Source organism: Paenibacillus qinlingensis (assembly GCF_031455095.1).
In the GTDB taxonomy this organism is placed as follows: Bacteria; Bacillota; Bacilli; order Paenibacillales; family NBRC-103111; genus Paenibacillus_E; species Paenibacillus_E qinlingensis_A.
The window spans coordinates 275,042-289,663 of record NZ_JAVDSB010000001.1 but is presented as its reverse complement, the minus strand read 5'-3'; the positions used below and the strand labels follow the sequence as shown (position 1 = coordinate 289,663).

General features: G+C 46.6%; 8 protein-coding genes. 2 read left to right on the top strand and 6 right to left on the bottom strand.

All coding sequences use genetic code 11. The features are described from left to right. Positions 1-6: 6 nt before the first annotated feature. Positions 7-801: a class B sortase gene (gene srtB / locus J2736_RS01285; protein WP_310222753.1), complete on the bottom strand. Its 795-nt coding sequence runs from the start codon at positions 799-801 to the stop codon at positions 7-9. 98 nt (positions 802-899) lie between these two features. After that, a complete protein-coding gene (locus J2736_RS01280) occupies positions 900-5,222 on the bottom strand; it encodes a DUF7601 domain-containing protein (RefSeq protein ID WP_310222750.1) in 4,323 nt (1,440 codons plus the stop codon). A gap of 723 nt (positions 5,223-5,945) precedes the next feature. On the opposite strand from J2736_RS01280, the gene J2736_RS01275 reads away from it, so the two are divergent. Both J2736_RS01275 and J2736_RS01270 read left to right on the top strand, forming a co-directional pair. Next, positions 5,946-7,127: a stalk domain-containing protein gene (locus J2736_RS01275; protein ID WP_310222748.1), complete on the top strand. Its 1,182-nt coding sequence runs from the start codon at positions 5,946-5,948 to the stop codon at positions 7,125-7,127. 46 nt (positions 7,128-7,173) lie between these two features. Beyond that, complete coding sequence (locus tag J2736_RS01270; protein WP_310222746.1) at positions 7,174-7,860, top strand: DUF5050 domain-containing protein; 687 nt, start codon at positions 7,174-7,176, stop codon at positions 7,858-7,860. 257 nt (positions 7,861-8,117) lie between these two features. Here J2736_RS01270 and J2736_RS01265 read toward each other — a convergent pair whose 3' ends face one another. The 4 genes from J2736_RS01265 to J2736_RS01250 all read right to left on the bottom strand — a co-directional run bounded on the left by J2736_RS01265 (position 8,118) and on the right by J2736_RS01250 (position 14,523). Next, positions 8,118-8,609: a nucleoside deaminase gene (locus J2736_RS01265; protein WP_310222744.1), complete on the bottom strand. Its 492-nt coding sequence runs from the start codon at positions 8,607-8,609 to the stop codon at positions 8,118-8,120. A gap of 183 nt (positions 8,610-8,792) precedes the next feature. Continuing rightward, positions 8,793-9,323, bottom strand: coding sequence for a cysteine hydrolase family protein (locus J2736_RS01260; RefSeq protein ID WP_310222742.1), 531 nt, complete (start codon positions 9,321-9,323; stop codon positions 8,793-8,795). 121 nt (positions 9,324-9,444) lie between these two features. Further along, positions 9,445-10,191 carry an alpha/beta hydrolase gene (locus J2736_RS01255; protein ID WP_310222741.1) on the bottom strand — a complete coding sequence of 249 codons (747 nt, stop codon included), beginning with the start codon at positions 10,189-10,191 and terminating at the stop codon, positions 9,445-9,447. Between the two features lie 1,119 nt (positions 10,192-11,310). Continuing rightward, positions 11,311-14,523 (bottom strand): InlB B-repeat-containing protein, encoded by a 3,213-nt coding sequence (locus J2736_RS01250; protein WP_310222739.1) that lies wholly within the window; start codon positions 14,521-14,523, stop codon positions 11,311-11,313. Between the last annotated feature and the right edge of the window lie 99 nt (positions 14,524-14,622).

Here is a 14,622-nt window from a genome sequence, read left to right as displayed (position 1 = left end):
ACGTAGCTACGCCGCTTCCGGAACTAGCTTCCCTAATAGTGCATACCTGGCATTTGTGTACTCGTAAGAACAAGTAATCAAGGCCACGATTCTCTCGTCCGCCCCCACCGTTACATTCGTACGAAACGTAGACGCTTCCACCAGCGAATGGATATAGGCCACGTAATCATCCTCATCGTCGAAGTCGCGCCGGAGGAACTCCTCCTTGCCATCCGCGATGATGCCCGCGAACAACTCCAGGGTATAACTGCCGCTTGGCGTCTCAACTTGCATCTGCGGGTGAGCATCGTAATACATCTGCTTTTTATACTCAAGCAGCGAGGCGAACATTGAGCCGTTTTTCATTTGATGGCCGTAGATAATCGTCATTCGCCCGGAGAAGTCGCCCGGCGTCCGGTAATCGACGAACAAGCTGCCCATCCGATTCGACTCGCCCGTGAACAGATGCTCGAGATAATAGGCATTATCTTGTCCTTGCACGACCGGGTAATCGATCTGCGTATTTTCGGACTTCAACCAAGCCACCGTATACGGATTAATGTCCGCCAGCATGGCAAAATCAACTGCACTCTTCGCCGGTTCACGGGGGTCAACAGACTCTTTCTGATCCGAAGCCGGCAGCGACGCCGAAGCAGATAGCTGCTTCGGCGTCTGGTTGTACAATCGGATTTGATCGTAAGCTGTACCGCCATATGTATATGCCCGATCTGCCGACAGCAACACATATGCCGAGCAGACGATACCGACGATGCATAGGCCCATGAGCAAGCATAAATACCGCTGCGCTCTACTATGCTTCATGTTGTTTCCCTTCTCCGCGTAAAGGACCTGCGGCGGCATTGTTCATTCGCTACACAGGCCCTCCTGTCGAGGCTGTTTATTGAACTCTTACTTGTTAATTAACGCTTCCTGCCGATTCTTCTGCGCAAGATGACATTCGTGCCGATTAATGCAGCAAGCGCCGCTCCAAAGATGACCAACCCGAGTTGACCGATCTGCTTGTCGTTGTGGTCACCTGTCTTCGGCGTGCCGTTGTGGCCTGTCTTGTCGCTGTTGCCGGTATCGATAGTACTGCCAACATTCGAGCCATCCGTCGAATTGTCGCCGGCGCCGCCGGAGCTTCCCCCATTACCGCCTCCCGGTTGTTGGCTTCTTCCACTACCTTCGCCGCTTATGTCATCCATACTGTCGTTGTCCTTCCCGCCGTCCTCGCCGCCGGTGTTATCCTTACTGTCGTTGCCCTTCCCGCTGTCCTCGCCGCCGGTGTTATCCTTACTGTCGTTGCCCTTCCCGCCATCCTCGCCGCCAGTCGTCGGCTCCTTCGCCATATAGATGTTCACAAAAGCCGCGCTCTTGCTTTCGGATGAGTTGAAGACGCCGGATGCGCCCGTGCTGGTTGTCTTGTACCCCTCAGCCGAGTAATCTACTTCGCTAACCTTATAGCTCGTTCCGAGTGGCAAGCCGGTAATCGTGATCGCCTCTCCGTGCGCGAGTGCCACCGTCCCACCGCTCTGAATCGTTCCGCTGCCACCACTACCCGAATACACGTACGTACCCAAAGCGCCGTCCAGAACGACCGAGAAGCTAAACTTCTTCGTCAGATCGGTGACTGTTCCATACACATTCTTGCTGATCGTCAGACTGCCCTCGCCCGACGCGTACCACACGTTCTTCGTGTTGACGAATGCGACGGTTTTCGTTTCGTCGACCAAGATTACGTCTGTTGCATCGAGACTTGTCGTCTTGTATCCGTCATTATCATAGTTCGTTTCTGACACCGTATACTTAGAGTCCGCAGGCAACCCTGCGATGATGATGCTCTGCCCGTGCGCAAGAGAGAACGTACCACCGCTAACGATCGTACCACTTGCTGCGCCGCCAGTGCCGGTATAGTTATATACGCCCGGCGCATCGATAAAGGTCACAGTAAAATCGAACTTCTTGGAAAGATCGCCGTCATTGCCAGCAACGGTCTTGGAGATAACGAGCTTGCCCGATGTATTCGTCAGATAATTCGCTACCGCGAGTATATTAGCGTCCGCTCCCGTCTTGCCGTCGATAGAAGTCACGACATTCAGGCCGGAGGTATCGACGCTGACCGTATGATCGATGCCTTCCAATTCATAGCCCCCAGCAGGAGCGGCCGTCTCTCGGAGCACATACGTTCCCGCCGGAATAGCTTTCATCTTCAGTTTGCCGTCGGCGTCGCTAACAGCCTTACGAATGATCGTGCTGCCATCTTGCGAATAGAGGGTGAATTCAGCGCCGGCAAGCGGGGCTGACGTAGATCCGATCGTCTTCACCACTACGAGCCAGCCGCCTCGCATTAATGTCGCCGAGCTGTCCGCTTTAGTGATCGTATACTGGATCTCTTGTTTGGACGCATTAGCGTCGCCTTGAGAGAGTATCGCATAGTTAATAATCGTGCCGATCTCGCCAGTAATGTCCGTCAAGTAGGTCAGACGGTAAGCCTTGCTGTAGTCCGGAATATTGAAGGTCAATTCACGTGTTCCATTATCGTAGGTCAGATTACTCCCCAGTGTAAGCGTTACGGCAGCTCCGTCCACCAGCGATCCATCTGGCTTCAGCGTCAGTTCCGTAGCGGTCAAGTAGCTGACACCGTGACCGTCATCCAACAGCAGCTTGCCTGTTGAATCCGTGCGCAAGTCCAGGCCGAGCGGCAAGGTATCGACGATCGTCTGGCCGCTTGCTCCTAACTGATTCGGATTGTACACGATGGTCCATATCAGCGTTCCATTCACAGGTAGCCCATGGGACTTATTCAGAATCTCGCTATGAATGGACACCTGCTGCGAATTGGAAGTCCCTGGGGTCCAATTCGCAGCTTGCAGGTTCAGGTTGTTGGTCATTGTCGAAGTTTCATTACTGTCAAAGTACCCTGCAAGCTTAGCGTCCGTAGGCTTGGCCTTCACGAGAATCACGTATGGCTTGTCCAATTGGGCAAACGTGAATATCACCTGGCCTGGGGTGCCGAAGTTCGACGTCAGTCCGGTTACGCTCGCTTCCGGCGTTGGCGTCGTGCTAGTCGCATTTACGGAAGAACCGGAACCCGCTGTTCCTTCGAAGATCATATACTTCTTACCTGGCGCGACGTCGTCGAACTCCCAGCCAGCCGGCAGCGTATCCGTTACGGTAGCTGTGCCAAGCATATCATTTCCTTCGTTGCTCGCCACGTTCGACGAGTTGAAATTCAAGCTGTCCGCATTAACGCTCAAGCGAAAGATAACCGACTTGTCCACATAGTCAAATCCATCATTCGCGCTGGTCGTGCGTTGCGCGTTGACCGCCGCAGCCGGATCGGCCATCGCCTCACGCTTCAGCAGTTCCTTCGCCAGCGTGCGGCTTTGATAGGTGACGGTGCCTGTTGCGCTCCTCAGCCTGCTCATCCCCTTAAAAAGCGTGGCGGTATTGTTCACGTTTTTATTACTGTTACCTGCATACACCGCCGGGTCCACGATCCGTGTTTTAAAAGTTATCGTATTGACCTCAGTCGTCGACAATCCCGTCACTTCGATCAGATCGGCGACTTGTTGCCCGTTCTTCATAATCGGAATCACGTTTAATGTCCCCACGGAAGTCGTATCGCTACCCGGTATATACTGCAATCCCGACTGCTTCGACACGTTCGCCTCGGAGATGCCTCCTGGCCAGCCAGTCGTGAGGGACATGCTCGTGCTAGCGTCGTAGACGAGCAAGTCATACACTCTCATATCGGCGATGGGCTGATTCTTGGCATCGGCCTTGATTGTCCATGTAATTTCGCGGTTAGTTTTATCCAGCACGCCTGACTTCTTAAGCGCATCATACCCGATGCCAACGCCGACGCTGCCTGTGCTTATCGTTGAACTGCTTGGCTTGCCAGTCCAGTCCAGCGTGGCGGTGTTATTGAAGGTTCGCTTGTTTACGGTTATGTCGGTGCTGTTATACGGCACTTCACTCGTAATTATGAGCCGGACCATGGTGGTGGTCGTTCCCGAGCGCGTATATGCGCCCCCTGCCGGTTCGACAACAATACTGGCACCGTCATCCGTCCAGGTTACAGCGTCCGTAGATGTCTGCCATTGCGCCGACACGAAGTTCAAATTTATTGGCAACACGTCCGTAATGGTCAGACCTACTAGCGCCGCTTGTGACCTGTTGGCGGTAAGCGTCCATGTGATATATTGATCGTCTGGATCATACGTAGATTCGCTGTCGGGATTGTTGTGCTTAGCTGCTCCCGTCTTCTCGATCCACGTCGGCGTCGTATAGGTGACCGTGCCCGTACCGCTCTTCACCAGTACATTGTCCTTCAGCAGATTGGCAGTATTGCTGACTGACTCCGCCTCGTGATTCCTATAATATTTATCATCCGGAATCGCGGTATCGAACATGATGGTTCGTACACTAGCCGCATCACCCAGGGTATACGTCACCATGTTGCCTGTCTCGTCAGGAGTGGCGGCGACGCCGTCGACTTGGAACGTGTTCGCCACATACGCACCCACGCCGCTCAGGTCGTCGCTGAACACATACCCGTCCAGATTAACCGCGGTTGCCCCCTTCGTCCCGGACAGCTTCACCGTCCAATGGATGATCTTGTTGGTCAAATCCGCAGTCCCCGTCTTCAGCACGTTGTACACGATTGGTTGTGCTGGCACCACGACGGTATAGGTCTTGCCTAGAATCTGTACTTGGTGGGTACCTTCACCCCCGGCGGCACCGGAGCTGTCATATTTCAACCCTACGTTAAATCTCCCCTGGACGCCATAATAGCCCCCATTCTCATCGAATACATCCGCATCTCCATCAAACACCGTAACGGCCGTCACGGTATTGGTTCCGGTCGTGTTTAGCGACGTCGTTCCTACGAGCTTTCCGTCGAATTGAAGCGGCAGCGTTGTTGCCGATGTAAGGGTGAACCCCTCACTGAGCGAGAAGCTGGCCGTATCATTACGCTCCACGACCGTCGTCGGAGTCGGATCATCGCCGGCAATAGGCACACCGAACGATACTTCGATGCTGAGTTCATCCCCATTGGCTAGATCGATCGTACCGCCTTCTGGAATAACGGTGGTCCCCTGCTTCACATTCCACGTAAGCCCCGTCAGCGCGCCGGACTTGTCCGCACTCGCCGCCCACACGTCCATACTACTTGGCGGCGACACCGCCCCAATTATGAGGGCTATCGTCAGCAGCCACAAACCTATTTTTAATTTCATGAAAACTTCTCCTTCCAAACTTTTAAGGTATAATAGCGATTTTGCATTAAGGTTAGAATAAGCTGTTTACATTCAAAATAAATCTCAAACAAGCATTCATTCGAGACGTTTTGAGCAGTCTTAGTTATCTCCTGTTCTTCTAAAATTAGCGGGAAACGCCTCATAACGATATCTCCATTAACATGAACATTATATTATTTAAACGAGTATGAACAATCTAGAGATTGTTTACACCGTGTACAGTTTTTTTAACTACTTGACATTGTGAAACAGAAAGAAAAGTAACTTTCAGTACCAAGTCAGTGCGTTCCATGCCAATAGCATTCAACACTCAGCAAAAAAAGACTTGATTCCTCAAGCCTTTAAAAAGAGCAACTTATTATGAAGTTGTAAACAGTCATTACACTCGAGAAATATTTTCGATTGTTTCATGATTTGGAGGCATGCATCCAGATCCTCTTACGACGAAAGACCCCAAATAGGAGCTTCCATTGTGCGGCGGAGGGAAACTTGCTGCCTTGGGAGACCTTTTTTTCAGGTGACCCAAGAATTCAGAACAGATCTGATCAAGAACCGTTTTCATCGGGAATGAAATTTTGTCTAGCTTTCCCTATTAAATCCAGTTACAATCTCAATCATAGATTGAGTAGTTTAATAAAAAGAAGAGGGGAACGTTTTAGAATGACACCGTATTTGTATAATTCAAGAAGAGTATATACCTGGATGGGTAAAGTTTTTTCGGCACTGCTGATCATGTTTGTACTGCTTTCCGTATCTTTCTTAGAGGTTCAAGCAGAGTCCAATCTCATTGAAGATCCTCAATTAGACAAAGTGATTCGTGCCTCCATAGGTAAATCGTCGGGGAACCTGACTGCAGATGATTTGTTGAAAGTAACTTCCATTTATGCGTATCAAAAAGAGGGAATTAAGAGCTTGAAGGGATTGGAGTTTGCCAAGAATCTGAATAGGCTTATTGTTAGTAATCAACCGCTTACGCGGATTGATGAAGTTGCTGGGCTTTCAAAGTTAACTTTTGTAGATATCAGCGGTACGCAAGTTTCTGATTTATCGCCTTTGCAAGGGCTGACCCAACTTGGACATCTTAGTGTCTCTGGTGCCAAAGTAAAGGATCTGACACCATTATTAAAGCTTACAAGACTTAGTGAACTATTTTTAGCCAAAAATGAAATTGAAGATATTACGCCGTTAATTCAGTTGAAGCTAGTTTGGTTAGATTTGGCTGATAACAAAATTGACGATATTTCACCGTTGTTGATCCACGGAGAGACGTTAGAGCATGTGTTTCTTTCCCGTAATAACATTTCAGATATTTCATATTTGGTACTCTCGGAAAGATTGAAACATGTCTATGTGGAAGGAAATCCGCTGGATGCAATCAGCTTAAAACTTATGAAGTCGTTCAAGGACAAAGCGATAGACGTTAAATATGATGACAAGCTCTCCATACCTCCGATCTCGGTAAAGATCGATGGTCAGCCTCTAACGATAACGGGAGCTAAACCTCTTTTGATCAAAGAAAAGACATTTGTTCCGTTAAGAGATATTTTTGAAGCACTAGGAGCTGCTGTGCAATGGAATCAAACGGATAATTCGGTTACTGCTACGAAAGGTAAAACAACAGTTTGGCTTCAGATTGGGTCACGCAAAGCGAGAGTGAATGGAACGGAAGTCGCCTTAGAAGTAGAGCCGCAGTTAGTCGGCAATTTCACCATGGTGCCCGTACGTTTTATTAGTGAGGCATTAGGAGCTAATGTGAAATGGGATGGCACCACCCAGACTGTTTCAATCCTTACAACAACGGAATCTTCGCCGCCAGATGTGAGTGAAAAACCAGAGGATATACCAGTGCCATCAAGAGAAATAAATAGATCCGACTGCCGATAATAATAAAATTTATAAACTTTCTCTGGATGGTAAAGAAAAAATAAAAGTGAATGATCAAGCATCTTCCCATATTTCAGAAGCAGGTGACTATCTATATTATTTAGCTGATGATGATAAAGTCTATCGTATATTAAAAAGTGGCAATGAAAAAGCCTCTGTTGTAATTGATGCACCTGTCTGGTTTTATCAAGTTTATGAATCTCACATCTATTATACAGATCGAAACATAACGACGTATAAACCGACGAATTTACTACGCATGAATATGGATGGTTCTAATAAAAAAGTGCTAGGTGAGGGTGTTTCCATTCATTTTGCAGTTCAAAATAATAACGTATATTACGAGACTTTTAGTAAAAGTGGTACCTTTTTAAATAGGATGAATCTAGACGGCACGGAACCAAAAAAAATAACAGAATTAAGTTCATTATTTGATTTTCAAATCGTCGAACCTTACGTTTATTTCGGATACAAAGATATTTGGGAAATGCTAATTGATGGAACTGGTAATGTGAAGAAAATAAACAAAGATGTGAATAACCCTCTCGAATTTATTGTTGATCAGGATTGGATTTATTATATGGAAGGCTCCTCAAGCGCAGATATCTATTTATACAGAATGCGCAGGGATGGATCAGAAATTACTGCATATAGTCCAAATAACATGCGCGGGTTTAATATTGCTGGTGATTGGATCTATGCGATTGTTTCGGATCCAACCAAGTTTCTGTAGGATCAAATTCAAGAAAGATGGTACCGGTGAAATTATCCCCATGAACTAAGATAGCGTATGATAGTGAATGGAATGGGCCGATTTCTAATGTTTGTATTGGGTCTTTTACCAGAAATTATCTTCACAGCATAAGTCAGCTTAAGTTGTATAGTAGCTCTTAATGCACCTTGCTAAGCAATTCTGCCCTTAGTTCAACAGGCTGCCGTGTAAATCGGCAGCCTGTTGTTATTGAGCTATAGTTCGCCTTTAGTAAACTTTCACACAATATCACTAACATTGTATTTTGTACCACGACGTTCATTCCATTTTCGGTGAAGTTCCTGTGAACGGATTGCTAAGTCTTTATAAGGCATTGCTATCACAGAGATTTTATCAAATTTGTGTCTAAAGTGATTACCTTGCTTCATTATTCGCATAGCCCCTAAGTAATCGTCACTTAATGCTCGTACAGCTCTAGAAATATCAGCTAAAATTAATGCGCCTGAACACATTGGGCAAGGTTCAACTGTCGAATATATAGTACATTTTTGCTTATATGTAGGGTCTAACAACTTGCTTCCAGCTTGCCTTATGACATCAATTTCGGCGTGACCAGTAGGGTCATTAGCAGTAAAGATTCTATTTCTTCCTTTATTTAATATGTTACCCTCGTGGTCAACCAGTACTGCCCCTATAGGTACCGTTCCTACACTGGATGCTATCTCTGCTTCTTCTAATGCAATCTCAAGAAAATGCCGGTCCATATCCATAGAGTTTCGCCCCTAAATTCACAATTTTTCCTAGACTTATTCTCCAGTACTTTAGGCAGTTCCTTCCTCATGTATTCTGCCCGATAGTTGAGCGGATCGCACAGAAACGAAAACATGCAATAGATCTGTTCCATCGCCACGCTATAGTTCCCAGTTAGCGCAATGGAGTGACGCACCAACTTCTTAAAACTGAATCTGTGAGCTTTCTTTTACTTCTGCAAACCAACATAGAAGATTGTTGTGATGCTCTATAATTTGCTCAGCATCTAACTCGCCCCTCTTCCACGTACTGTGAGCATCTTTGACGAGAACCACGTTATATCCTAGACTCTGAGCTCGTCGACAAGTCGAGTCAATACAAAGTTCAGTTTGAATACCAGTCAGAAAAATCTGCTTTACTCCCATAACCAATAGTTCCTCTTGTAAATTGGTTTCGTGAAAAGAATCTGGTGTATTCTTTTGAATGATTGTATCCCCAACATTAGGGCGAATTGCAGGATGAATTTCCCATCCAGGTGTCTCACGTTCGAATGGTTTTCCAGGTCTAGCGTTATGTTGAACGTAGATGACCTTAGTTCCATAGGAACGCGCTTTATCAATTAGTGATTTTATATTCTCAATTAATAAATCAGCTTGATGTACGGGGTCACTTTTATTAAACATCCCAACTTGTACATCAACGACCAATAAAGCAGCTAAATTTTTATCCATCATTTTTCTCCCCCTTTTTTTTGAGATTTGATAAATAACTATAACTGCCAGTTACTTTAACGAAAATAGGGTGCAGTTGCCTTGTGGCGGGCTACTCCCTGCATATTCCGCTAACGTTCTTACGCTAGCGTAGAGGCAGCAAGATATTATCAAGGAACTCCTTTATCTTTTGCAACATACCTAGTGTGATCTGATGATTGACTCTCGGGAACTCAATTAATTGGATATGATCTGCTGGTTTACCCTCAGTTGCAATAGCATTAATAAAATATATTTGACTATCTATAGGTATTGAAGTGTCATCTTGGCAATGAAGAAGCAATAATGGTTTTTCATTATTCATTCGAATATAGGAAATTGGGTCATTTTGTTGTAAAAGAGATTTTGTACTTGCTTCTATTGGAGTCAAACCATTTTTTTCGCGATATAGTTCTTCAAATTGAACCCAAGCACAGGAACCATTAATAACAATTGCGGATTGAACCTGTCGATGTTTAGCATATGTTCCAGCGGTAATAAATCCACCTGTTGAGTGGCCAACCACAGTTATTGGACCATCACTGTTTTGTATGATCTCTGTAACGATTTCCTCTGCTTCTTGTACACCTTGGAAAACGACAGGCCAGAAATTTGTTTGTAACGTTTCTTTATCGAAATAGCTAAGATTTCCGCGCTCACCATGGCAAGGTAGTTCAGGTATAATTACTCGATATCCCCAACTTGATATTAACGATGCAAAAAACTTGTAACTTTCTATCGTTGATCCCCATCCGTGATACAGAAGGATTTGTCCAACCTGTTTAGATGAAGGTTCTAGTATAATGCATGGTACTCCACAAATATCCTGATATTCATCAGAGATTCGTTGCATAAAAACATCCCCTTAACTACTCCAATTCGAAATTATATTATTAGTTTTATAATAACATATATTGAAATTCTGCCAGTTGCTTCAGTTTGCATTGTGGCATCCCTCCTTGACGAAGCGATGTTCCCACATTCCTACCAGATCGGTGCAATTCATGTTTGGAGAATGATCTTTCTTTTCAATTAGACTTAGGGCTATTCCTCCACCTTCATTACAAAGGCTTCATCAGACATGCCCCTGCCCTTAAAAAGATAAACTCATTTCGTCAATGCCTTATTGAAACCGTTCCGGGTAACAGCCCTTGTTGCAACGTCCCTTGTTTTCCAAGTCCCTTACATCCTAGCTACCCGTGCTGAACTTAGGTGCTTCCTCTAAGCCAGTGAGATCGATGCCACCATAGTTTGGCATAGCGTATTTTTCATAGGGAAAAGTCTTACTTTACGCCTCTCACCACATCGTTTCATGATACTTACGTTTCCGCATGCTCTAACTTTAGACCTGTACATTCGGAAGTTCGTCAGTTCGCTTCTGTACGAACATACTCACCGTACTCAGTTTTTCAGACGGACAACATATCCATTAATATACTTTTTTCAAAAAAATTGGCTATAACCTTTGTTCTGCCGAATCTACCTGTACCTCATACGGGATGGTTCGAGATACGTGGTTCCTTCATTCCCAGCCTCGGTTGTAAAGTTGATAATACTGCTGTAATCTACTGCTTTTCGAACTACTTCCTCGTTAGTTCAACAATCATACTTTGATTTTTCCTAATTGGGGAATGTTTACTTTTCTTATAGAAGAGTATATTAACCACCCAAAAACTGAACCAAAAACATAAAATAAGATATCATTCACATTTAATGCTCCAGTATTTGTAATGTACTGAACCAATCACTTTTGCAAGAAAAGTAGATCCCACTTAGTGCATATCATACCCCCAGATACTCTCCAATAATAATACTCCCTCATTATCAACACACAGTACTCCACATATATCGAGACTTCCTATTTGAAATAAGGCAAGGGCTATCCCCTAAGCAGTTAATTTTACCGCTTTAAAGATAACCCTTGTTATTTACACATCTAAACTTAAATCAGTTTGGGTTGACGATTTCTACTTTACTTGCTCTTTTGAGCCAGCATGTTCAGCATAACCGTTACGGCCTCTGCTCTTGTTGCAGGGTCCCCAGGGGCAAATTCATTGTCGCCTTTCCCTTGCACGATGCCTGCTTGCTTTACATAAGCAACCGCAGCTTTTGCCCACGCTGGAATGTCCTTGTCGTCTGCGAAGCTAGTTGCTGTGGCATTCGCTTCGCTATATTTACCCAAAGCACCCGCAATCATCGCTGCCATCTCTGCACGCGTAATTTCCCCAGCTGGACGGAATGTACCGTCCTCATAGCCATTAATTATGCCTGCTTGCACCGCTTGCGCGACCGCTTTCTGCGCCCAGCTTCCGATCTTTGCTGTATCTGTGAACGTCAGCGCCGCTCCCGCTCCTTCCGTCTTCAACGCATTCATCAGCATGACGGCAAATTCCGCACGAGTCACGGTTTTGTCCGGCTTAAACGTGCCGTCCTCATAACCAGTGACGATGCCGCTGCTTACCGCTTGCTTAATGATTGCCCTCGCCCAGTGTTCAGATATATCGCTAAAGTTAATCGTTGGTTTTGGCTCACTTGTTGCTTGCCCTACAACCATTACCGCAAATTTTGTAAAGTGGGTTACTTCTGCGGTAATCTGATTACCGCTAACAACACCGCCAACTTCCACCCATTTCTTCTGCACTTCATCATAATAGAACACGGCTGCTCTTCGATCACCGCTCAATTTTGTCGGATCAAACTTAAAAGTCAGTGTTACCGGTTTACTGAAGTTCTCTGAGAAATTTTTTAGAATCTCGAAGATCGGACTAGCCAGAACGTCTTCATCCGTTAGAAGATCTTGAGTTTCAGTAAGTTTTTCAATCGTTAATTTCAGTTCTTTGTCCGTTACATTTGCCGGAATATCTATTGTGATTGCGTCTTCCAAACTAACCTCGCCCGTTTTGCCTGTGGGAAGCGATAATTCACCATTCTCTGAGATTACTTTGCTGTCATCTGGTGGCGTTAGGATGCCACCGCTACCGCCGCCAATGCTGGCCGTCCACTGTGCGTACAGCGTCACATTCGCTGCTGCCATGGTGAAAGCAGCGCCCGCCACATAGCTTGTGCCGCTTCCGTTGGCCGCCGTGTTCCAACCTGCGAACGTGTTGCCCGGCTTCACCAAGCTTCCCGTGTTTCCTAATACGGTTACCGTTGCATTTTGCTCGTACGGATTGCTATCCGTTGGCACGGTTCCTCCCGTACTGCCGTTGCCGTTATACGTTACGGTGTATGTCGGGTTGGTAGTCCACTGGGCGTATAGCGTCACGTTCGCTGCTCCCATGCCGAACGTTGCATTTGCCGCATAGGGTGTTCCTGTTCCGTTGGCCGCCGTGTTCCAACCTGCGAACGTGTTGCCCGTCTTCACCAAGCTTCCCGTGTTTCCTAATACGGTTACCGTTGCATTTTGCGCGTACGGAATGCTATCCGTTGGCACGGTTCCTCCCGTGCTGCCATTGCCGTTATACGTTACGGTGTATGTCGGGTTGACCGTCCACTGCGCGTACAGCGTCACGTTCGCCGCTCCCATGCCAAACGTTGCATTTGCTGCATAGGATGTTCCTGTTCCGTTGGCCACCGTGTTCCAACCTTTGAAGGTGTTGCCCGACTTCACCAAGCTTCCCGTGTTTCCTAATACGGTTACCGTTGCATTTTGCGCGTATGAATGGCTATCCGTTGGCACGGTTCCTCCCGTGCTGCCGTTGCCGTTATACGTTACGGTGTATGTCGGGTTGACCGTCCACTGCGCGTATAGCGTCACGTTCGCTGCTCCCATGCCGAACGTTGCATTTGCCGTATAGGATGTTCCTGTTCCGTTGGCCGCCGTGTTCCAACTTTTGAAGGTGTTGCCCGTCTTCACCAAGATTCCCGTGTTTCCTAATACGGTTACCGTTGCATTTTGCGCGTATGAATTGCTATCCGTTGGCACGGTTCCTCCCGTGCTTCCGTTGCCGGTGTACGTTACGGTGTATGTCGGGTTGACCGTCCACTGCGCGTACAGTGTCACGTTCGCCGCCCCCATGCCGAACGTTGCATTTGCCGCATAGGATGTTCCTGTTCCGTTGGCCGCCGTGTTCCAACCTTTGAAAGTGTTGCCCGTCTTCACCAAGCTTCCCGTGTTTCCTAATACGGTTACCGTTGCATTTTGCGCGTATGAATGGCTATCCGTTGGCACGGTTCCTCCCGTGCTGCCGTTGCCGTTATAAGTAATCGTGTATGTCGGGGGATCAATGTTTTGAAATATGTCTCCTCTGTTACCTACCACGATAAACGTGCCGTTGCCGTAGGTGACGCCATTAAGAGACCCGTTCGTACCCGCATAGCTTTTCGTCCAATTCACTAAGTCACTGGAGGTATAGATAGAATTAACGGGTCCCACCCCCACATACGTACCATTGCCGTAGGAGACACTATGAAGGACACCAGAATTTGTCGACTCGCATGCCGCGCAGATAATGCCCGACGTGGTGATCTTACTCCAACTCGCTCCGTCAATGGAGGTCAATATCGTTTTTCCGTCTACTGTCCAGGACACAAACTTACCATTTAGGTATTTGACGCCTTTAAGATCTGCCGCAATGCCCGATTGTTGGCTCGGCCAGCTCGCTCCGTCACTGGAGGTCAGTATCGTTCCATATTGCCCCACCGCCACAAACTTTCCGTTGCCGTAGGTGACGCCCGTAAGAATTGACGTGGTGCTTACATTGCGATCCGTCCATAAGTCAGGCGTCTCACTCGTCGTAGAGGTGTATACGGCTCCTTTTCTAGCATCAATTTTGCCTCCCACTGCCACATACAGGCCTTTGCCGTAGCTAACGCCCCAAAGTTGTGCATAATTATTGAGGGTATAACCCGTTTTCCAGTTCACCCCGTCACTAGAGGACGATGCATCTCCAGCTCTACTCACAACCACAAACTTGCCATTATCGCAACTTATACTAGTAAGCTTGAATGTAGTTGCCGGTTTGTAATTCGTCCAACTTGTTCCGTCACTCGAGGTTAAGATGGCCCCCTCATCAGTAACCGCCATAAACTTGCCGTTGCCGTAGCAGACGTCCTGATTACTGGTAACAAGGTTATTAGGTTTCAGATTAACCCAATTATCAGTAGAAGCAGCGCTAGAAAAAGTGGGGATCATCCCTAATAGAATAACGAATCCCATTACTAAAGAAATCCAACGTTTGTTCATAAATTGTTTCACTCACCTTTGTCTAGATTCGACATTCACATCTACTATAAATTAAAATAAACAAAAAAAAACCTACCCGCCAGGGGTAGGTTTTGTAAA

Excerpts from the sequence above, each read along its gene's own strand:
- srtB (WP_310222753.1), bottom strand. The coding sequence starts at position 801 with ATGAAGCATAGTAGAGCGCAGCGGTATTTATGCTTGCTCATGGGCCTA.
- J2736_RS01280 (WP_310222750.1), bottom strand. The coding sequence starts at position 5,222 with ATGAAATTAAAAATAGGTTTGTGGCTGCTGACGATAGCCCTCATAATT.
- J2736_RS01275 (WP_310222748.1), top strand. The coding sequence starts at position 5,946 with ATGGGTAAAGTTTTTTCGGCACTGCTGATCATGTTTGTACTGCTTTCC.
- J2736_RS01265 (WP_310222744.1), bottom strand. The coding sequence starts at position 8,609 with ATGGATATGGACCGGCATTTTCTTGAGATTGCATTAGAAGAAGCAGAG.
- J2736_RS01260 (WP_310222742.1), bottom strand. The coding sequence starts at position 9,323 with ATGATGGATAAAAATTTAGCTGCTTTATTGGTCGTTGATGTACAAGTT.
- J2736_RS01255 (WP_310222741.1), bottom strand. The coding sequence starts at position 10,191 with ATGCAACGAATCTCTGATGAATATCAGGATATTTGTGGAGTACCATGC.
- J2736_RS01250 (WP_310222739.1), bottom strand. The coding sequence starts at position 14,523 with ATGAACAAACGTTGGATTTCTTTAGTAATGGGATTCGTTATTCTATTA.